Raw genomic sequence first — 19,599 nt, forward strand, 5'->3', positions numbered from 1 at the left:
TCACGCCTCCAGTTCCGCCAGGCGTTCGGCGACCGCGACGAGATCGGCATCGAACAGCCGCGCCTGTTCCTCGCGCGCTGTGCCCTCGAGGCGGAGCAGGTAGGACGGATGCGCGGTGATCCACAGCTCGCTCCCGTCCTCGAGCAGGATCGGTTCGCCGCGCGCCCGCGAAATGCTCACCGTCTTGCCGAGCATGCCCCGCGCCGCGCTCGCGCCCATGGCGAGTACCAGCTTCGGCTTCACGATCGCGCGCTCGGCCTCGATCCACCAGCGACAGGTGTCGATCTCCTTCGCCCCCGGGTTCTGGTGCAGGCGCCGCTTGCCGCGCTGGACATATTTGAAGTGCTTGACCGTGTTGGTGACATAGGCGCGGCGACGATCGATCCCGGCCTGTTCGAGATGGACGTCGAGCAATTGCCCCGCCGGCCCCACGAAGGGGCGCCCGGCCCGGTCCTCGTGGTCGCCCGGCTGCTCGCCGACGATCATAAGGGTCGCGTCCTGCGGTCCCTCGCCCATCACCGCCTCGTTCTCGAGTTCGCCGATCGGGCATTTGCGGCAGGCATGGATGGCGGTGTCGATCGCCGCGAGCGTATCGGGGCGTTGCTCGAACTCGAGCGCGCCCGCCGCGACCATCTGCGATTCGCGGCTCTGCGCACCCGCGACCAGTTCGGGGATGAGCGCGGCCTCGGGCATGTTCTTCCAGTATTTGCGCGGCATCTCCTTGAGCATCGCGCCCACTTTGAGCCGCGCAGGGTTGAAGATCGAGGCGTAGTACTTGCGCCACAGATCCTCGGTCGGATCGCCGCTGGGCGCATCGTCGCGCTGCGCGGGCGGACCCTCGGTCAGCGCCTCGCCATCCCAGTGCAGCGAGCCCTGCGGGGTCAGGATCGACCATTTCATGTTGGCGAAGCGGCGCACGAAGAAGCCCGCATTGGCGCGCAGGATATGGTGCTCGGGCTCGAACCACGCGACGTAGTGCTCCTCGTCATCCTCCTCGTTTTCGACGAGGCGGAAACGCACGAAGGCGTGCATCTTGTGGCTGTCGCGGCGGACGTTCTTGTCGAGCTCCTCGATCCGCCGCACGTCCGGATCGGCCTTGTTCTCCATCGCGCGGGGATTGGCCTGCAACCGCCACAGCAGGCGATAGAGCAGCGCGAAGCGTTCGGGATCGGAATGAAGGATCGCGTTCTTCGCCAGCTTCACGAACCGCTTGCTCGCGCGCACCGGCGGCGCGTCGTCGTCCGGGATCGGCATCCGGCGCTCACCATGGGCAAAGAGATCCCCGCTGCCACCCGGTTCGACCCAGGCGATCCGATCGGGTGGCACATCGCACCGGACCAGCGCCCGCGCGCGTTCGCGCCAGAAATCGAAATCGTCGGGCTCGATCAGATGCACCACGTAATAGGTGCCCAGCTCGACGTGCTGCAGCGCGGTCATGCCGCGAACAGCTCCAACTGCTCCCGCTTCGGCGCCAGCAGCGCGCGCAAATCGGCGCGGTCGGTCAGCATGACGGGCCGCCAGTCGAGCGCGCAGATGAAGGGGCGGACCTTGGTGATCGACACGGTCAGCCGTGCGACGTCATCCAATCGCAGCGTGCGATGGCGGCGCGAGGCGATAATCTGGCCCACAGCCTTCACCCCGAGACCGGGCACACGGAGCAGCTCCTCGCGGGTCGCACGATTGACGTCGACCGGGAACCGCTCGCGGAATTTCAGCGCCCAGGCGAGCTTGGGATCGATATCGAGCGGCAGGTTCCCGTCCGCCTCGGTCGCCTGCATCACCTCGCCGGGCGCGTAGCCGTAGAACCGCATCAGCCAGTCGGACTGGTAGAGCCGATGCTCGCGGATCAGCGGCGGACGTTTCAACGGCAGCACCGCGCTCGCATCGGGGATCGGCGAGAAGGCGCTGTAATAGACCCGACGCAGGCGGAAAGTGTCGTAGAGGCGGCTCGCCTTGCCCACGATATCGGCATCACTCGCGGCATCCGCGCCGACGATCATCTGGGTCGACTGGCCCGCCGGGGCGAAACGCGGCGCATGGCGGAAACGCTTCGTCTCGTCCTTGGCCTGACGGATCGCCATCTTCATCCCGCCCATCGCGCCCTCGATCTGGCGCGCATCCTTGTCGGGCGCGAGCCGGGTAAGCCCGCTATCGGTCGGCAGCTCGACATTGATCGAGACGCGATCGGCATGGAGGCCCGCCTGGTGGACCAGCTCGGGATCGGCCTCGGGGATCGTCTTCAGATGGATGTAGCCGCGGAAATCGTATTCCTGGCGCAGGATGCGCGCACACTCGACCAGCTGCTCCATCGTGTGGTTCGAGCTCTTCACGATGCCCGAGGACAGGAACAGCCCCTCGATATAATTGCGGCGGTAGAAGCTCAGCGTGAGGTCGGCGATTTCCTGCGGGGTGAAGCGCGCGCGCTCGACATTTGAGCTCTTACGGTTGATGCAGTAATGGCAGTCGAAGATGCAGTGATTGGTCAGCAGCACCTTCAATAGGGAGATGCAGCGGCCGTCGGGCGCATAGGCGTGGCAGATGCCCATCCCCTCGGTCGACCCGATGCCTTTGCCGCCCAAACTGTTCTTCTTCGCCGTGCCCGACGACGCGCAGGAGGCATCGTATTTCGCCGCATCGGCGAGAATCGCGAGCCGGTCGATGAGAGATTTCTGCGCCACATGTTCACTATATGTTCCCTTGTCGGGTTTGCCTAGTCCCGGCGGTCGGAATCGCGCTCGTTTCGTCGCAATGATTGTTTCAGCGGCGACCGACCCAACCGACAGCAGCCACAATACCAGCGACGAACAGACATCCCTCCATCGCCCCGAAACCGACCGCCAAGGCACCACCGCCGGACTGGCCACCCCACGGCAACGCGAGCGCCGAACCGGGAAAGCTCTGCGCCAGCGAGGCGAGGCTCCCGCCGAAAAGCGTTCCATCAAGCAGGATGAGCAACGCCCCCGTCGCCGCGCCCAGTACCGCCGCCATGCCAAGCGCCATCCGATGACCACGCAGATCGAGCAGCGCAACGCTCACGCCGCAGGCCAAGCCCAGCACGAGACCTTCGACCGCGCCGGTCATCGCGACCGGGCTGGAGCCGAACAAAAGACCGAAGGCATCCCGACCCAGCAGGTTTGCGAGCGCACCTGTCAGCAACCCGCCCAGCGCTCCGCCGAACATGGTGCGCCACGGCTCATGCTCGCGTCCGCCGATCAGTACGATCCCCAGTGCGATTCCGAGCGCAGAGACACCCGCCGCCAGCGCGGCGACGCAGATCATCACCAGCAACAGCGACAGTGACGAACCCGCGCTTTGCGCCGCCGCGAACCCGTAGACCAGCCCGACGCACGCTCCTGCGGCCGCCCCGCCCAGCACCATGGCCCCGGCCCGCGCCGTCGCGCTATTCCCTTGGGCCGGAGTAGCTGGAGGCGGCGTGTCTGCCGCCGTTCCCGGCGCTGCGATGAAACGATAGCCGTGCTTGGGCACGGTCTCGATGAAACTGGGCGAGGTCGCATCGTCGCCGAGCGCCTTGCGCAGCGCCCGGATGCACTGGGTGATCGCCTCGTCGGTCACCGGGACGCCGCGCCAGACCTCCTCGTGCAACCGCTCCTTGGTGATCACCGCCTGCGGTTCGCTGGCGAGCAGGACGAGCGCATCGAGGTAGCGCCCGCTCAGCGCGACCGGTTCGCCATCATCGAGCAATCGCCGCTGCGCCGGAATCAGTGTGAAACGGTCGAATTGCAGCGGTCCGGCGGTCGATTTCACGGTTTCCTCAGCGATCGCTCATGCCTTTCATCGCGGGTTTCCCGATCAGTTGCTCCGGTTACACAAGGAAAGGCAAGACCATGAACGATACCGTCAACCGCGATCCACTGGCCGGCCGGCTGTGGCGCATCATCTACTGGGGCGGTGCGGCGCTGCTGCTCGCCCTGCCCGCGCTCGCCATGCAACTGACCGACGAAGTGAACTGGGGCAGCGAGGACTTCATATTCGCCGGCATCCTGTTCGTCGCGGTCGGCGTCGCGCTCGAGTTCACCGTCCGCAAGAGCCGGGACTGGTCCTATCGCGCGGCGATGCTCGGCTTCATCGGCGGCACCTTCCTGACCTTCTGGGTCAATGGCGCGGTCGGCATCATCGGCAACGAGTCGCTCGATATCAACACGACGTTCAACGTCATGGCGCTGGCGGGGGTCCTCGCGGCGTTCGTCGTTCGCGCGCAGGCAGGCAAAATGATGGCGATCGCCGGTGTGCAAGCACTCGTCGTGCTGGCCACGGGCTTCGCGGCCGAATTCACTTCGCAGCCCGATTGGGGGCCGGTACTGGTGTTCGCGGCGGGCTGGCTGGTTGTGACGCTGATGTTCCGCGCGGCCCGCCAGGACTAGGCGCACAGGCCCTGCAGGTACCAGTCGGGGGCGCCGCCGCGCCCGTCGCCCGCAATGCCGTGGCGATAGATCCAGTAGCGGCGCCCCTCGCCATCCTCGATCCGGTAGTAATCGCGCAATCGCACCGTCGAACGCTCGCGCCACCATTCGGGCGCGATCCGCTCGGGCCCCTCGACCCGCACGACATCGTGGCGCTGCCCGCGCCACCGGAACGTCTTGGGATAGCCATCGGGCGTGGCGTAGAGCACGGAAATCCGCTCGGCCTGCTCGAGCATCTTGAGCGGGCGCTGGTGAAAGGCCAACTCGCCCTGCGCGGGCGGCACCGGTTCGAGCGGCGGTTGCCAGCGCTGCGCACGTTCGGGCAGGTGGCTGGCATGCGGCACCGGGCGGCGCACCGCCTGCGCGCCGAGCCGCACGCTGAGCCGGTCGATACAGGCCGCGAGCGAGGTGCCGTGTTCCTCCGCCGCCGCCTCGAAATCGCCCTGCGACAGGCCGAGCGGTTGCGACCAGCTCGCACGCAGCCGCACCAGTTCGATCCCGAACCCGGCGTCGACATCGTCGAGCTTTTCGGAAAACAGCCGCGTGATGTGCCCCGCCTCGCGGGTGGCGGCGGCGAGTTCGAGCGTGCGCACCAGCACCTCGCCATCGAGTTTCCACATGCCCAGCTCGAGCCGCCGCGCGCCTTCCCCCTTGCCCTCGAGCGCGCGCGCCATGTCGAGCGCGAGGTCAGCCAGCACCCGGTCGAGCAACGCACGGTGGCGGATCGGTTCGGCGAGGCGGCGCTGGACCAGCGGCATCTCCTGCGGGACCACCGGCAATAGCGGCTCTGGCACCTTGCCGAGCAGTTGGTCGAGCCGCACCAGCGGGTTGGCGGCGGGCGACCTGCGGTTGCGGAAGCGCCGGTGGAGCGCATCGCGCCCGTCTCGACTGCCGAAGCGGGTGGTGAGATCGCCGAGCCGCTTGAGCCCGAGCCGTCGCAAAATCGCCAGCACGTCGCCATCGAGCCGCAGCGCGGCCGCGGGCAGGTTGGCGAGGCGGGCTTCGGCATCGACATCGGGGGCGAGGATGCTGCCGTCCGCGCCATGATGCGCCAGCGCCCAGGCCGCGCCCGCCGTGGGCGCGATCGCGCTGCGCGACAGCAGCCCGCGCGCCGAAACCTTGCGCGCGACATCGGCCAGCAGCCGTGCTTCGCCGCCGAACAGGTGCGCGACGCCCGAGACATCGACCAACGCGCCGTCGGGCGCATCCATCGCGCTCCACGGCCCCCAGCGGCGCACCCACAATGCGAAATGTTCGAGGAAATCGAGGTCGCCCGCCGGATCGGCCGGGGCGACCGCGATGGAGGGACACAGGGCGCGGGCATCGGCAAGCATGGTGCCGGGCCGCGCCCCTGCCTCGAACGCCGCCGCGTTGAGCGCCTCGATCCGGGGACCGTGCGCGGTTTCGCCGACCAGTGCGAGCGGCGCGCCGTCCGCGCCCTCGCCGCGTTCACATCCCCGGGCGAGCCGCCAGCGATCGATCGCCAGCGTCGGCAGCCAGATCGCGAGGATCCGACGCGATACGCCCTTCATCGGAGCACGCGACGGCAGCCAGGGTGGCGAGCCCGCCGCGCTCATCGTGCAGGGTCCAGCGCCCGGGCCGGTGGCGGCGCGAGCGGAACAGCTCCGCCTGCCAGGCGGGCACCCCGGGCGCAGCGGCGTTCCAGCGCGGGGCCGGCGACGAGGCGCTCGCCACCTCCCACCGCATGCGCGCGGCGGACAGGTCGCGCCGGGCATCGAGCCGCACGAGGTAGAGCGGCACGCCATGCCGCTCGGCCGCCAGCGTCAGCCGTCGCGAGGCGGTGAAATCGAGCTCGCGCGGATTGCCCGCCAGCTCGCCGATCACGAACGCGAGCTCGCGGCAGCGCACCCCCTCCTCGAGCGCGAACAGCGCATCGACCGGCCGGGGGGCGAGGACGTGGATCAACCGCCGCCGCCAATCCTCGGGCAGTCCGGCGCGATAGGGCAGCCCGCCGAGCTTCGCGGCCCTGGCATCCTGCACCCACAATATGCCGCGCTCGTCCGAAACGTCGGCCAGTTCGCCGCCATTCAGGTCGCGCCAGCCATCGCGCGCCAGGGCGAGCGCCAGCCCCGCGCCGCTCGCCTCGCGCGCGGGGGCGAAAACTTCGGCATGACACGCTGCCTCCCCCAGACCGGGGCGCCATTGCGCCGACGGCACCGCCCCGCGCGCGAGCAGTTCGGCGGCGTTGGTCAGTTTGGGCGGTGTGGCGGAAGAAGGCATGCATTGCTCGTTTTGCGGCTCTGTTTCGGGCGGAAGCGAATCGAACAACCATTCTGTTCTATCTTTGTTCCGTTAGCAAGCCGGGGCGGAGGAAATCGTCCACGCCTCGGATAGCATCGCCGCCTCGCGCGTTGGAAAACCAAACACATACAGGAGACCCGTATGAAAACGGCCGAAGGCAATCCCGACGAGTTGAAGAAAGAATTCTGGAAGGCGCTTGCCGATTCGCCCTTCCTGTTCCTCCAGCGCCAAGACGATTCGTCGAGTGCGGTGCCGATGAGCCCGCAGCTCGACAAGCACGCCAACAGTGCGATCTGGTTCTTCACCCACACGAAAAGCGATTTCGCCCGGCTCGGCGCGGTCACCGCGACCTTTCAGGGCAAGGGCCACGAAATGTACGCGCGCTTCAACGGCACGCTAGCCAAGGAAACCAGCCAGGAACGCTTCGACCAGTTCTGGAACAACTTCGTCGAGGCCTGGTACGATGGCGGCAAGGACGATCCCGATCTGCTGTTCCTCCGCATGGACCTCGGCGAAGCGGAAATCTGGAACGGCGATCTCGGCCTCCTGAACACCGCCAAGATGGCGCTCGGCATGGACGTCCACGAAGAAGCCGAGGAAGAGCACGTCAAGCACGTCGATATCTGATCGCCGCACCTCAACAACGACAAACAAAAAGGGCCGCGAGACGATCGCGGCCCTTCTTCTATCTAGTGGATGGCCGGCGTATCCGGCTCGATCAAGTCCAGTTCCGCCTCGGGTACTTCGACCACGCCATGTCCGAGGTGACTGCGCGACCGGCTGTAACCGAAGTAGATTACCAGGCCGATCACTGACCACACCGGAAGAACGATCATCGCTTCGCGCGGCAGGTTGAAGAAAAGGAACAGGCAGCCGAGTATCGTCGCCGGCCCGATCAACCACAATGCGGGGACGCGGAACGCCCGCTTGCGCGCCGGGTCGGTCCGCCGCAGCACCATCACCGCGACAGCTACCATCATGAAGGCATAAAGCGTGCCGGCATTGGCGATATCGGCGAGTTGCCCGACCGGGAAGAATGCCGCGCCCAGCGCCACCACCGCGCCGGTCAGCGCGGTGACCACGTGGGGCGTCTTCCACTTGGGATGCACGCGGCTGAGTCGCTCGGGAAGCAACCCGTCGCGGCTCATCACGAAGAAGATACGGGTCTGGGCGAACAGCAGCACGAGGATCACCGAGGGTAACGCGAGGAAGGCGGCATAGCCCAGTGCATTGCCAATGCCCGAATAACCGATCTGGCGCAGCACGTGTGCAAGTGCTTCGTCCGAACACACCAACGCACCGGCATGGACCGGCAGCGCGCACTGCCGCGCCAGTTCCTCGGAACCGGCCGGGAACGGGATCCCGCCCGGCCCCATGATCGGCTGCCCTCCGATCGTCCCGATGGCTCCCGCCGCGACGAGGATGTAGAATACCGTGCAGAACAGCAGCGAGCCGACCAGGCCGATCGGGACGTTGCGCTGCGGGTCGCGGGTTTCCTCGGCCGCGGTCGAGACCGCATCGAATCCGACATAGGCGAAGAAGATCGTCGCCGCGGCGCCGACCGCGCCCACACCGGTACCGAAGCCCCCGAAGACGCCGGCAGGCAGGAACGGATTGAACTGTTCGACATCGACCTGCGGCAGGGTGAGTGCGATGAAGATCGTCAGCGCCGTCACCTTGATCGCGACGAGCACCGCATTGACCTTCGCGCTTTCGCTCGTTCCGATCATCAGGAGCCAGGTGACCAGCAGGGCGATCAGTGCGGCAGGAAGGTTGATCAACCCGCCCTCCACGCCGCCCAGTGCGAGCGGCCCCGCCGATAGCCATGGCGGAAGATGGATCCCCAGCGTCTCGCCCAGAATCGACCCGGCGAAGTAGCCGGACCACCCCACCGAAACGGCGCTGGCCGCAATTGCGTATTCGAGCACCAGCGCCCAGCCCACGGTCCAGGCGAGCAATTCGCCCATCGTGGCATAGGTGTAAGTGTAGGCGGAGCCCGATACCGGGACCGCCGCGGCGATCTCGGCATAGCAGAGCGCCGCGACCACGCAGATCACCCCTGCGATAGCGAAGGCGAGCATGAGGCCAGGGCCGGCCTTTTGCGCACCCGCAGCGGTGAGCACGAAAATTCCTGTCCCGATTATGCAGCCGATGCCGAACAGCATCAACTGTATGGGACCGAGCGAACGATGGAGCGACTTCTTTTCGGCCGTCTCGAGGATTGCCTCGAGCGGCTTGACCCTTCCCAGCAACATCGGCGGAAGACCCAGGCGGACCGCGCCGCCGGGACCTACCCGACTCATCGTCCGCAATCGCCGGAATTAGCGTCGTTTGTGTGGCGCGCAATCGCTATTGCGCGCCACCCGCAAATTAGCCTTGGCCGAGGATAGAGGGGAACAGCCCCGTCACCAGGATGATCGCCACCGCGATCGGGCACAGCCAGGCGATCAGGAAGCGCCACACGCCGAGCCAAAACCGCGAAAGCCCCGTCGTCTCCGCAACCAGCCTGCGATCGGCCTTCCAGCCCACGAAGATCGCGGTGAAGAACGCGCCCAACGGCAGCATGATCTTGCCGGTGAAGCCGTCGACCGTGTCGAGGATGTCGGTTTCCGCGAAGATGTCCCAGAATCCCAGCGGGCGAACATCGGCCCAGACGTTGTAGCCGAGCAGGCAGAAGATCCCGATCACGAACGAGCCGAGGCCGAAGATCGTGGCCGACTTCATCCGGCTCCACTTCATTTCGCCGATCCCCCAGGCGGTCGGCACTTCGAGGAGCGAGATCGAGCTCGTTACCGCGGCGACGAGGATGAGGAGGAAGAACAGCAGACCGATCAACGATCCGGCGGGCATTTCCTGGAACGCGAAGGGCAGCGTCTGGAATACCAGGGTCGGCCCCGCGGCGGGATCGAGCCCGACCGACAGCACGATCGGGAAGATCATCAGGCCCGCGAGCAGCGCGACCGAGGTATCGGCGACGGCAATGATCCCAGCGGTCGGACCAAGCCTGTCCGAGCCCCCGATATACGAACCATAGGTAATCAGGCCGGCCACACCGAGCGAAAGCGAGAACAGCGCCTGACCCAGCGCGGAGTTCATGACGCCGGGTGTCAGCTTCGACCAGTCGGGGGTGAACAGAAATGCTACCGCTTCGCCGAAATCGCCGACGAAGGCGCCGTAGATCACGATCCCAACCAGCAGCGCGAAGAACATCGGCATCAGGATCGTCGCGGCCTTCTCGATACCGCTGCCGACACCGCGCGCGATGATGTAGAAGGTCAGTCCCATGAAGGCGGCATGCATGCCGAGGAGCAGGGGAACGTTGGCAAACATGTCACCGAGCCGCTGCTGTATCGCGCCGTGGTCCTCGCCCGCCAGCGCGCCGCGGAACGGTTCGCCCGCGAGCAGAGCACCGCCGAAATCGGCGGCGAACACACCAACATAATACAGCACCCACCCGGCGACGACCGAATAGAAACTGAGGATCAGGAACGCGGCGAGCGCGCCGAGACCGCCAAACAGGCCCCAGCTCTTGCTCGCCCGCGAGTGCGCGGCGACGTGGCGGATCGAGCCGACCGCGTCGGTCTGGCCCGCCTTGCCGATGAAGATTTCGGACAGCACCAGCGGAAGGCCGAGCAGGAACACACAACCGATGTAGAACAGGACGAAGGCCCCGCCACCGCTTTCGCCCGCCAGCGTCGGGAAACGCCAGATGTTGCCGAGCCCGACGGCCGCGCCGATCGCGGCGAGGATGAAGGCCGAACGCGAGGACCAGCCTTCGCGCTTTTCGATGCCGTGCATATCGGTGGCTGCTACCATTCCAGAATCCTCCCGCGACCCCAGCGGCCGCCTTCGCCGACCTGCTAGCAAGCACTTCCCCCTCGCGTCGAGTGCACAATTTGCTAGAGGGGGGCCATGTCCACCACTTTCCAGCTCGACACCTCGACCTCACGCGCCAATCCGACGCCTGCGCCGATGAAGCGCCTGACCGTGCCGAAGATCCGTGCGCACAAGCAGGACGGCAAGGTCGAAGAGCCACTCGTCATGCTCACCGCCTACACCGCGCGGCAGGCACAATTGCTCGACGAGCATTGCGACATGTTGCTGGTCGGGGATTCGCTCGGCCAGGTGATTTACGGCCTGCCGTCGACGATCCCGGTCACGCTCGAGATGATGGCCAACCACGCCGCCGCCGTTGTGCGCGGCAGCTATCACGCGGTCGTGATCGTCGACATGCCCTTCGGCAGCTACGAACAGTCGCCGCAGCAGGCGTTCGAGAATGCGAGCCGCCTGCTAAAGGAAAGCGGCGCCGCCGCGGTCAAGCTCGAAGGCGGCGAAGCGATGGCCGAAACGGTCGCCTTCCTCAACCAGCGCGGGATTCCGGTGATGGGGCATGTCGGCCTCACCCCGCAGGCGGTCAACGTGCTCGGCGGCTATGCAGCACGCGGGCGCAGCGATGCAGAAGCCGAAAAGATCGTCGGCGATGCGAAGGCGCTCGACGAGGCCGGTGCCTTCGCGATCGTGATCGAGGGCGTGGTCGAGCCCATCGCAATCGCCATCACCGAACAGGTCTCCGCCCCCACAATCGGCATCGGCGCCTCGGCGAAGTGCGACGGCCAGGTCCTCGTGGTCGACGACATGCTCGGCATGTTCGAACGCGTTCCGCGCTTCGTGAAGAAATACGGCGACATCGCCACCACGATCGCCGACACCGCGGCGCAATACGCTTCGGACGTGCGCGATCGCAGTTTCCCCGGTCCCGAACAGACCTACCAACCCAAGAAGTAACCCCCCATGCAGACCCTACTTCGTTTCTACGGCTTCTCGCTGATCTTCACGCTCGCCTGTCTCGGGCTCGGTACATGGTACGGCTGGGAAAGCAGCGGCACCTTCCTCGGCACGCTCGAACTGCTGTGGATCATCGTGGTGCTATCGGTGCTCGAGATTTCGCTCAGCTTCGACAATGCCGTGGTCAATGCCTCGGTACTCAAGGACATGGACGAGGTCTGGCAACGCCGCTTCCTCACCTGGGGGATCGCCTTTGCGGTATTCGGGATGCGGATCGTCTTCCCGCTCGCGATCGTCGCGATCGCGGCCGGGCTCGGGCCGATGGAAACCATCCGCCTCTCGCTCAACGATCCGGTCGAATACGAACGCATCGTCAGCGGCGCCCATATCGGGATCGCCGGCTTCGGCGGAGCCTTCCTTGCCATGGTCGGCCTCAAGTTCTTCTTCGACGCGGACAAGGAAGTGCACTGGATTTCGGTACTGGAGCGCAACCTCACCAAATTCGCCGCGCTGCCGGCGATCGAGATCGCGATCCTGCTGCTGGTGATCTGGGGTATCTCGACCCAGCTTCCCACCGAAGACGCGCTGACTTTCGTCGTCGCGGGCATTCTCGGTCTCGTCACCTTCATCGCGGTCGAGGGGATCAATGCCGTACTCGAAATGAAGGAGGAGGCCGCACGCCTGCAGGGCGCAGTGGTGCGCTCGGGCCTTGGTGGCTTCCTCTACCTCAACGTGCTCGACGCCTCGTTCAGCTTCGACGGCGTGATCGGGGCCTTCGCCCTGTCGAATAACATGGTCGTGATCGCGCTCGGCCTCTCGATCGGCGCGATGTTCGTGCGTTCGATGACCATCCACCTCGTGCGCAAGGGCACGCTCGCGCAGTACAAGTTCCTCGAACACGGTGCGTTCTGGGCGATCATCACGCTGGGCGGAATCATGCTGTTCAGCGCGCTGGTGCACATCCCCGAAACGATCACCGGCCTGATCGGGGCGGCGCTGATCGGCCTCTCCTTCTGGTGGTCGGTCCGCGTCAACCGCCGCGCGCCGCTTCCCACAGGCGATTGAGCGCGCGCGGGTATCGCGAGCCATCCGGATTGAGGCCTGCGCGACGACGTGCCACTTCGCGTGAAGCGCCGTTGCGCTCGTGCGCGAAAGCGAGGCTCGCAGCAGCCAGCCCGTTATTGGGCTGCAATTCCATCGCCTGCTCGGCGAGCCGCAGCGCGTTTTCGCCGTCGCCCAGATTGGCAGCCGCCTGCGAGGCAAGCGAGAGCAACACGACATCGCGCGAGCCGGAGCTACGCAGCAGGTAGTCGAGCACACTGCGGGCAAGTTCCCAGTCGCCGGCATTCGCCGCCTGCGCCGCGACGATGCGCGAAGCCGTCGCATTGCCCGGCCTTTTAGCGAGGTAGGACTGCGCGACCCTGCGCGCTTCGACGGACCTGCCAGAAGCTTCCAGCGCGCCGACGATGCGCACCAGCAGGCGGTCGGTGAAGCGGATCGCCGCGGCGCGCTCGTACTGCTCGAGCGCAGCGCGCATGTCTCGATCGGCGAGCGCGGCATCGCCCGCCAGGACCCGCGCATCGCGCGTATCGGGAAAGCGCGCAACCAGCTCCTCGCTGACCGACCGGGCAAGCGCGCTCCGGTTGGTACCGATCAGGGCGCGGACGTAATCGCGCACCGCCACGAATCGCGTCGGATCCTCGCGATAGGCGACGGCCCCGACCTCGGGTCCGAGCGCGTCGATCCCCGAAAACCCGCGTGCAGTCGTCTGCGGCGCAGCGTCCAGGAAGGAGGCTGCCTCGCTGCGCCGGCCAAGACGTTCATAGGCGCGCGCCACAATCGTCTTTAGATAGGGATCGGCATTGGCGCTCGCCGCCCTCCCCCCGAAGATCGTGACGATCGCGCTGTTGCGATCGCCGCGGACCAGCGCGCGCGCATACAGCCGTGCGATCACCCGGTCTTCCGGGTCGCGGTTGTAGAGTCGTTCGAACTGCTGCTGCGCATTCCTGACCCGGTCGGTTTCGAGCGCGACGATCGCGCGAAATGCCGCCGCGCCGTCGCTTTCGCCCTGCGACGGCACCCGCTCGATCAAGGTCTGCGCGGTCTCGAAATCGCCCGCCCGGGCTGCCAGCACGGCCTGTTGGTACAGTGCTCGGTTCGCACCCCCGCGCTCGGCGACGGACCGCGAGGCGGCGAGGAACGTCGTGGCCTGCCCCGCTTCGCCCAGCGTCGCCGCATAATCGAGCAGCAGGGCGAGATCGCCCGGCGCGGCATCGATCGCCTCGACGAAGAATGGGAGCGCGGGCAGTAGGCCGTCCCGCTGGCGGACCAGACGCGCCTGGAGGGCAAGCGCACGTGGATGGCGCGGGTCGAGCTTCAGCGCGAAGGCCAGGGCATCGAAGGCCAGTGCCTCCTCGCTCCCGGTATAGCGGAACTCCGCAATATCGACCCACAGATCGGGATTGCGATTGTCGATCGCGAGCGCCCGGTCATAAGCCTGGGCCGCGGCCGCCGGGTTGCCCGCGCGTCGTTCGAGCCGCCCGAGCAGCTGGAAACCGCGCAGCGCTTCTCCCTCGGCGAATTCTCCGGGCTCCAGCCATTGCCGGGCACACGACAAATTGCCTTCGAGCAGGCAGTTCTCACCGCGCAATACCGCGATCGTCCCGGGCTGCACGCCGCGGGCCTCGATCCGGTCGAGCGCGACATCCGCGGCGACGGTGTCGCCGCGGGCCACGGCATCGCGCGCCGTATCGAGCTGCGCCGGAGCCGCGACGGCGGCCCCGCCGGCACACAAGGCCAGCGCGAGGCCGAGCGAGAGGCGGCGGCGGCTCGACCGGTCAGGTCTGCAGGTCATACTGCTTGAGCAGGTCGTACAGCGTGGGCCGGCTGATCCCGAGCAGCTTGGCGGTGCTCGAGATGTTCCCGTCGGTCCGCGACAGCGCGCGGCGGATCACCTTGCGGTCGGTCTTCTCGCGCGCGGCCTTGAGGTTGAGGACGTCGGCCTCGTCGTCCTCGTCTCCGAGATCGAGATCCTCCGCGCCGACCAGCTTGCCGTCGGTCATGATCACCGCGCGTTTCACGCGGTTCTCGAGCTCGCGGACATTGCCGGGCCAGTTCCACTCGTCGATCGCCTGCAAGGCATCGGGCGCGAAACCCTTCACCGACGGGTTCATCTCGGACGCGTAATTGGCGAGGAATGCCTTGGCGAGCAGCGCGGCATCGCCCGGACGTTCGGCGAGCGACGGGATCTTCACCACGATCTCGGCGAGACGATAATAGAGATCCTCGCGGAAACGCCCGTCGGTGATCATCGCCTCGAGATTCTGGTGGGTGGCGCAGACGATTCGCGTATCGACCGGGATCGACTTGCGGCTACCGACGCGCTCGATCACGCGCTCCTGCAGGAACCGCAGCAGCTTGACCTGCAGCGGCAGCTGGATGTCGCCGACCTCGTCGAGGAACAGCGTCCCGCCATCGGCCTGCTCGATCTTGCCCTCGGTGGTCTTGATCGCACCGGTGAACGCGCCCTTCTCGTGCCCGAACAACTCGCTTTCGAGCAGGTTCTCCGGAATCGCCGCGCAGTTGATCGCGACGAACTCGCCATCGGCCCGGTCGCTGGCATCGTGCAGGCCACGCGCAAGCAGTTCCTTGCCCGTCCCGCTCGCACCGAGCAGCATCACCGAGACGGCGGTGTTGGCGACTCGCTCGATCGTCCGGGCGACGCGCACCATTTCAGGCGCCGCAGTGATCATCCGCCCGAGCACCTTGTTGTCGTCGCCTGCCCGCGCGGCGAGCTTGCGGTTCTCTTCCTCGATCCGGTGCAATTGCAGTGCGCGGCGCACGATCAGGCCGAGCTGCTCGATATCGACCGGCTTGCGGTAGAAGTCGTAGGCACCCTTGGCGATCGCTTCGAGCGCGCTTTCGCGGGCTCCGTGCCCACTCGCGACGACGACCTTCGTGTCGGGCTTGAGCGCCATGATTTCGTCGAGCACGGCGAAGCCTTCGCTGGTACCGTCTGGATCGGGCGGCAGGCCGAGATCGAGCGTTACCACAGCCGGGCTTTCGGACCGTAGCGCGGCGATTGCCGAAGCGCGATCGGTGGCGGCGACCACCTCGAAGTCCTCGTAGGCCCATTTGAGCTGTGCCTGCAGGCCCTCGTCGTCCTCGACGATCAGCAGTTTGGGTTTGGGTTCGCTCATTCGGCGGCCTCCGCGCTATTGCGCTCTTGATTGTGGTAGAGTCTGGAAAGTTCGGCGAGCGGGAGCAGGACAACAAAGCGCGAGCCAAGCCCTTCGCGCGATTCGACTTCGAGCCGTCCGCGCATCGCCTTGACCAGTTCGCGTGCTTCGAAGGCACCGATACCGAACCCGCCCGGCTTGGATGACACGAACGGCTTGAACAGCCCTCCGCGCACGAAGTCGGGGCTCATTCCCGTGCCCGAGTCGATGATTTCGATCACACCGTGTGCACTGTCGCGCTTCAGGTTGACGAGCACCGCGGTGTCGTCGCTCGTCGCATCGATCGCGTTCTGGATCAGGTGCGCGAGGACCTGTTCGAGCGCATGCCGGTCGGCATGGACGGCGATCTTGTCCTTCATCGTCAATTCGATGGGGTGGATCGGCGCGAACCGCGACCGCATCTGTTCGAGCAGTTCGCCGATCTCGACCGCGCCGGGCGCGACGGCTTCGCCCGCATTGTAGCGCCCGAGCCGCGCGAGCAAGCCGTTGAGCTTTTCGGCCGAATTGCGCAGCGTCACCAGCATGTCCTGCCGGAATTCGGCATTTTCGGCATGTTTCTCCGCATTGCGCGCGAGCAGGGTCAGCTGGCTGGCGAGGTTCTTGATGTCGTGCATGACGAAGGCGATGCGGCGATTGAACTCGTCGAACTGGCGCGATTCGACCAGCGCCTCCTGACCTTCGCGTTCGGCGAGGTAGCTGCCGAGTTGTCGGCCCGCGACCTTGAGCAAATCGAAGTCCTCCCAGTCGAGCTGGCGCGAATATTGCGGCCGCATCAGCACGACCATCCCGGTCAGGCGCTTGTAATGGATCAGCGGAACCATCGCCCATGCCCGTTCGGCCGCGGTCAGCCATTCTGGCACGAACTCGCTTTCGCGCGCCTGCGATTCGCCGCTGCGCATCGCATCGAGATCGACGATGAAATCCTCGCGGGTGAAGAAATCGGCCTGCTCGGCGCTCATGGCCGATGCCGGCACGTCGAGCGACGCCCAGTTCCAGCGCGCGGCGAGCTGGAGGTCGCCGTTTTCCCCCGGGACGAGCAGGATCCCGCCGGGGCTGTCTGTAATATCGGCGATCGCGTGCACCGCGCGTTCGAACAGCGGCGTGGTCGCCTCTCCCGCACGCCCGATCGTGCGGGTGAACCGCAGCCACTCCTCGCGATAGTCGTAGCGGTGCTGGAACAGGTGCTTGGTGAGCGTGACCTTGAGCCAGCTGCGCAGCTTGGCGGAGGGCAGGAACAAGACCGCGATCACCGATGCGGTGACCACGAAGGCGAGCTGTATGGTCCGCGCGAAATCGCCGCCGAGATAGGCGAGCCATTGCGCGATCCCGACCATCGCGACGAGATAGCCGCCGATCACCATCAGCGAGAAACTCTGGAACGCCACCGATCGGGAGGGGGCGAGCTTGAGTGCACGGCCCGTCACCGCAGCGCCCGGCGCGATCAGCGCCGCCATCGCCAGCGGCAACAGTCCGCGCAGCGCCGCGAAGGTCTCCGGGATGCCGCCGGTCAGGTAGGCGATGGTGAAGAAGTTGAGGTCGTAGACCCACATCAGCGCCAGCGCGCTCGCCGGCCAGCGCAGCAGCTTGCGCGCCGAAGCGCCCCCGCCGACATAAAGGTTGTGGACCAGGACCAGCGCACCGACCGCGACCATCAAGCGGAACAGCACCAACAGGCTGAAAACCACGCGCGCCGACTCGCCTTCGAGTGGCAGGCTCGGCATCGCGACCGCCAGTGCCAGCTGGAGCGCCTCGACGAAGCACAGCACCAGCGCGACCGAACGGATCGGCTTGAGGCTTTGATCGCGACCATCGATTGAGAACAGGCGATAGGTTGCGAACAGCCATGCGAGATAGGTCGCGCTGAAGGCGATCGCCCCGGCGATGTTCACGCCGCCGCCCGAGAGCGCCACCACGCACCAGATCGCGGAAATGAGCAGCGCTGCGACAATTGCCCCCCCGGCCCTGCCGAAGCGCTCACGGCGAGGATAGATCCACGCCGCAACCCCCGCGGCGGACGCAGCCCCGGCAATGTAGGTCAGGTTGGCGAAGGCGGCGGGCACGTCGATCATCGCGAGCCCTCGTTCCACAGGACCACCCGCAGTGTCTGAAGCGCGATCAGCAGGTCGAGAAACAGCGAATAGTTCTTCGCATAATAGAGGTCGTATTCGAGCTTGTGCCGCGAATCCTCGATCGAGGCACCGTAGGGATAATTGACCTGAGCCCAGCCCGTGATGCCCGGCTTCACGATATGGCGCTCGGCATAATAGGGCAGCACTTCGTCGAGCTCGCGAACGAATTGCGGGCGTTCGGGACGCGGGCCGACGAAGCTCATATCGCCCTTCAGCACGTTCCAGCATTGCGGCAGCTCGTCGATCCGGGTGGCGCGGATGAAGCGCCCGACCCGGGTGATGCGCGGATCGTTTTCCTGCGCGTATTGCGCGCCGCCGCGTTCGGCGTCGGTTCCCATCGAGCGCAGCTTGATGAGATCGAATTGCTGGCCGTAATGCCCGACCCTCGTCTGGCGATAGAAGGCCGGACCCCGGCTATCGAGCTTGACCAGCAGTGCGAACAGCAGGACGATCGGCGCAGTCAGGACAAGCACGAGCCCCGAGGCGACGATATCGAAGCCGCGCTTGACCGCACTCGAAATCGCGCGACCGGAGGAGAACCCGTCCGAGAATATCAACCAGCTCGGATTGAGCGTGTCGAGATCGACCCGTCCGGTCTCGCGTTCGAGAAAGCTCGAGAACTCGTTGACCGAGACACCCGCCGTCTTGACCTTGAGCAGGTCCTTCAACGGCAGCGAATTGCGTCGCTCCTCGAGCGCGAGGACCACCTCGGTCCCGTCAAGCCGGTCGATGTGGCGCGAGAGATCGGCGATATCGGCGCGCGGAATCGCCTCCGCAACCGCCGACTGCTCGGTCATCGCGACAAAACCGACGATCCGGAACCCGCTTTCCGGGCGCAGCGACAGCGCCTTGAGTCGCGCCGCGCGCTGGCCCGCACCGAGCACGACGACGCGCCGTTTGAAACCTTCGACGTCGATCGCCTTGTCGAGCACGATCCGCAAGGCGAGCAAGGCCGCGCCGGACAGCATCAGTGCCGAGAGCAGGGTCGAACGCCAGAAGGTCGCTCCGGGGAAGAAGAATCCCACGAAACCGATGACGAATACCGTCAGCGACAGGCCGACCAGCAACCGCGCGAGCGCATAGCGCGGCGAGCGCAGTTCCTCGGCGCGATAGAGGCCCACCGCCGCAAGCGTGGTCAGTGCCAGCAAGGCGTAGATCACCAGGCTCCCCGCACGATCGGCAAAGAAGCCGGGATGGATCCCCGCCTGATAGGCGCGCAAACGCCATGCCGCTTCGCCGCACAGCACCAGCAACAGCGCGTCGAGCGCGCCGAGCACCAGCACTGCGTGCGAAACGTAGTGTTTGAATACGCGGATCATGGTCCCAAGCCGCCCCTTATCGAGGGACTATATAGCCCGGGATTATGAAATGTCGGTAAATTTTACAGTGTCGGCGCGCTTTACGCTGTAAGGCGCGCCGACAGGTTGGCGTTATTCGCCGTCGAGTTGCTCGCGCGCGCTGTCTGCCGCCTGGTCGACGCTCTCCGCGGCCCCTTCGACCGCTTCCGCCGCCCCGGCGACCGCGTTGTCCTTGGCGATTTCGGACCCCGATTGCTGGGTGAAGAACCAGATGGCCGCGATCACCGCAATGATCAGCACGAGCGCAATTAGCCATCCCGAACCGCCGCTTCGCGCCGGTTCGTCGTGAACGACGGTCGTCGTCGTATGCGTCGAGCCATCGGGATCCTGCACTCTCGTGGTACGCTCTTCGGTCATTATCCTTCTCCCAATAGTGTCAGTCGGAAACCGACGGCATGCGTCCCGG

At 66.2% G+C, this 19,599-nt stretch carries 16 protein-coding genes; 4 read left to right on the forward strand and 12 right to left on the reverse strand.

Annotated elements, in window-relative coordinates; translation table 11 throughout:
• The 3 genes from T8S45_RS04470 to T8S45_RS04480 form a co-directional block, all read right to left on the reverse strand.
• Positions 1-1,437, reverse strand: coding sequence for a UdgX family uracil-DNA binding protein (locus tag T8S45_RS04470; protein WP_322294831.1), 1,437 nt, complete (start codon positions 1,435-1,437; stop codon positions 1-3).
• Positions 1,434-2,678: a putative DNA modification/repair radical SAM protein gene (locus tag T8S45_RS04475; RefSeq protein WP_188641828.1), complete on the reverse strand. Its 1,245-nt coding sequence runs from the start codon at positions 2,676-2,678 to the stop codon at positions 1,434-1,436. Before T8S45_RS04475 ends, T8S45_RS04470 begins: the two co-directional genes overlap by 4 nt.
• A gap of 79 nt (positions 2,679-2,757) precedes the next feature.
• Positions 2,758-3,765, reverse strand: coding sequence for a winged helix-turn-helix domain-containing protein (locus tag T8S45_RS04480; protein WP_188641829.1), 1,008 nt, complete (start codon positions 3,763-3,765; stop codon positions 2,758-2,760).
• Between the two features lie 80 nt (positions 3,766-3,845).
• Between T8S45_RS04480 and T8S45_RS04485 the strand changes: the two genes are divergently transcribed.
• Positions 3,846-4,382: a hypothetical protein gene (locus T8S45_RS04485; RefSeq protein ID WP_322294832.1), complete on the forward strand. Its 537-nt coding sequence runs from the start codon at positions 3,846-3,848 to the stop codon at positions 4,380-4,382.
• On the opposite strand, the gene T8S45_RS04490 is transcribed toward T8S45_RS04485, so the two are convergent.
• Both T8S45_RS04490 and T8S45_RS04495 read right to left on the reverse strand, forming a co-directional pair.
• Positions 4,379-5,953 (reverse strand): DUF6504 family protein, encoded by a 1,575-nt coding sequence (locus T8S45_RS04490; RefSeq protein WP_322294833.1) that lies wholly within the window; start codon positions 5,951-5,953, stop codon positions 4,379-4,381. The genes T8S45_RS04485 and T8S45_RS04490 overlap by 4 nt on opposite strands.
• Complete coding sequence (locus T8S45_RS04495; protein WP_322294834.1) at positions 5,871-6,662, reverse strand: hypothetical protein; 792 nt, start codon at positions 6,660-6,662, stop codon at positions 5,871-5,873. Before T8S45_RS04495 ends, T8S45_RS04490 begins: the two co-directional genes overlap by 83 nt.
• A gap of 162 nt (positions 6,663-6,824) precedes the next feature.
• Here T8S45_RS04495 and T8S45_RS04500 point away from each other — a divergent pair, with 162 nt between their 5' ends.
• A complete protein-coding gene (locus T8S45_RS04500) occupies positions 6,825-7,310 on the forward strand; it encodes a pyridoxamine 5'-phosphate oxidase family protein (RefSeq protein ID WP_188641832.1) in 486 nt (161 codons plus the stop codon).
• A 62-nt stretch (positions 7,311-7,372) separates the two neighbouring features.
• Here T8S45_RS04500 and T8S45_RS04505 read toward each other — a convergent pair whose 3' ends face one another.
• Complete coding sequence (locus tag T8S45_RS04505; RefSeq protein ID WP_322295189.1) at positions 7,373-8,938, reverse strand: amino acid permease; 1,566 nt, start codon at positions 8,936-8,938, stop codon at positions 7,373-7,375.
• 115 nt (positions 8,939-9,053) lie between these two features.
• The gene (locus tag T8S45_RS04510; RefSeq protein WP_229658102.1) at positions 9,054-10,499 is read right to left on the reverse strand and encodes a sodium-dependent transporter; all 1,446 of its coding nucleotides are present in this window, start codon (positions 10,497-10,499) and stop codon (positions 9,054-9,056) included.
• Between the two features lie 96 nt (positions 10,500-10,595).
• Here T8S45_RS04510 and panB point away from each other — a divergent pair, with 96 nt between their 5' ends.
• Entirely contained in the window at positions 10,596-11,468 is an 873-nt protein-coding gene (gene panB, locus T8S45_RS04515; RefSeq protein WP_188641833.1) for a 3-methyl-2-oxobutanoate hydroxymethyltransferase, read from the forward strand.
• A gap of 6 nt (positions 11,469-11,474) precedes the next feature.
• A complete protein-coding gene (locus T8S45_RS04520; protein ID WP_322294835.1) occupies positions 11,475-12,533 on the forward strand; it encodes a DUF475 domain-containing protein in 1,059 nt (352 codons plus the stop codon).
• On the opposite strand, the gene T8S45_RS04525 is transcribed toward T8S45_RS04520, so the two are convergent.
• From T8S45_RS04525 to T8S45_RS04545, 5 genes are all read right to left on the reverse strand, one after another.
• Positions 12,499-14,322, reverse strand: coding sequence for a tetratricopeptide repeat protein (locus tag T8S45_RS04525; RefSeq protein ID WP_322294836.1), 1,824 nt, complete (start codon positions 14,320-14,322; stop codon positions 12,499-12,501). The two genes, T8S45_RS04520 and T8S45_RS04525, sit on opposite strands and share 35 nt — an antisense overlap.
• Positions 14,306-15,667 carry a PEP-CTERM-box response regulator transcription factor gene (prsR, locus tag T8S45_RS04530; protein WP_322294837.1) on the reverse strand — a complete coding sequence of 454 codons (1,362 nt, stop codon included), beginning with the start codon at positions 15,665-15,667 and terminating at the stop codon, positions 14,306-14,308. The genes T8S45_RS04525 and prsR overlap by 17 nt, the downstream gene beginning before the upstream one ends.
• Positions 15,664-17,775 carry an XrtA/PEP-CTERM system histidine kinase PrsK gene (prsK, locus tag T8S45_RS04535; protein ID WP_322294838.1) on the reverse strand — a complete coding sequence of 704 codons (2,112 nt, stop codon included), beginning with the start codon at positions 17,773-17,775 and terminating at the stop codon, positions 15,664-15,666. Before prsK ends, prsR begins: the two co-directional genes overlap by 4 nt.
• On the reverse strand, positions 17,772-19,154 hold the full coding sequence (locus T8S45_RS04540; RefSeq protein WP_322294839.1) for a TIGR03013 family XrtA/PEP-CTERM system glycosyltransferase: 1,383 nt from the start codon (positions 19,152-19,154) through the stop codon (positions 17,772-17,774). The genes prsK and T8S45_RS04540 overlap by 4 nt, the downstream gene beginning before the upstream one ends.
• Positions 19,155-19,265: 111 nt before the next feature.
• On the reverse strand, positions 19,266-19,550 hold the full coding sequence (locus T8S45_RS04545; protein WP_322294840.1) for a hypothetical protein: 285 nt from the start codon (positions 19,548-19,550) through the stop codon (positions 19,266-19,268).
• Between the last annotated feature and the right edge of the window lie 49 nt (positions 19,551-19,599).

The organism is Pseudoblastomonas marina, assembly GCF_034374265.1.
GTDB lineage: Bacteria > Pseudomonadota > Alphaproteobacteria > Sphingomonadales > Sphingomonadaceae > Alteriqipengyuania_A > Alteriqipengyuania_A marina.

Coding starts and splice junctions, on each gene's coding strand:
- prsK (WP_322294838.1), bottom strand. CDS start 17,775: ATGATCGACGTGCCCGCCGCCTTCGCCAACCTGACCTACATTGCCGGG.
- T8S45_RS04540 (WP_322294839.1), bottom strand. CDS start 19,154: ATGATCCGCGTATTCAAACACTACGTTTCGCACGCAGTGCTGGTGCTC.
- T8S45_RS04500 (WP_188641832.1), top strand. CDS start 6,825: ATGAAAACGGCCGAAGGCAATCCCGACGAGTTGAAGAAAGAATTCTGG.
- T8S45_RS04520 (WP_322294835.1), top strand. CDS start 11,475: ATGCAGACCCTACTTCGTTTCTACGGCTTCTCGCTGATCTTCACGCTC.
- T8S45_RS04525 (WP_322294836.1), bottom strand. CDS start 14,322: ATGACCTGCAGACCTGACCGGTCGAGCCGCCGCCGCCTCTCGCTCGGC.
- T8S45_RS04470 (WP_322294831.1), bottom strand. CDS start 1,437: ATGACCGCGCTGCAGCACGTCGAGCTGGGCACCTATTACGTGGTGCAT.
- T8S45_RS04485 (WP_322294832.1), top strand. CDS start 3,846: ATGAACGATACCGTCAACCGCGATCCACTGGCCGGCCGGCTGTGGCGC.
- T8S45_RS04510 (WP_229658102.1), bottom strand. CDS start 10,499: ATGGTAGCAGCCACCGATATGCACGGCATCGAAAAGCGCGAAGGCTGG.
- T8S45_RS04545 (WP_322294840.1), bottom strand. CDS start 19,550: ATGACCGAAGAGCGTACCACGAGAGTGCAGGATCCCGATGGCTCGACG.
- prsR (WP_322294837.1), bottom strand. CDS start 15,667: ATGAGCGAACCCAAACCCAAACTGCTGATCGTCGAGGACGACGAGGGC.
- panB (WP_188641833.1), top strand. CDS start 10,596: ATGTCCACCACTTTCCAGCTCGACACCTCGACCTCACGCGCCAATCCG.
- T8S45_RS04505 (WP_322295189.1), bottom strand. CDS start 8,938: ATGTTGCTGGGAAGGGTCAAGCCGCTCGAGGCAATCCTCGAGACGGCC.
- T8S45_RS04495 (WP_322294834.1), bottom strand. CDS start 6,662: ATGCCTTCTTCCGCCACACCGCCCAAACTGACCAACGCCGCCGAACTG.
- T8S45_RS04490 (WP_322294833.1), bottom strand. CDS start 5,953: ATGAAGGGCGTATCGCGTCGGATCCTCGCGATCTGGCTGCCGACGCTG.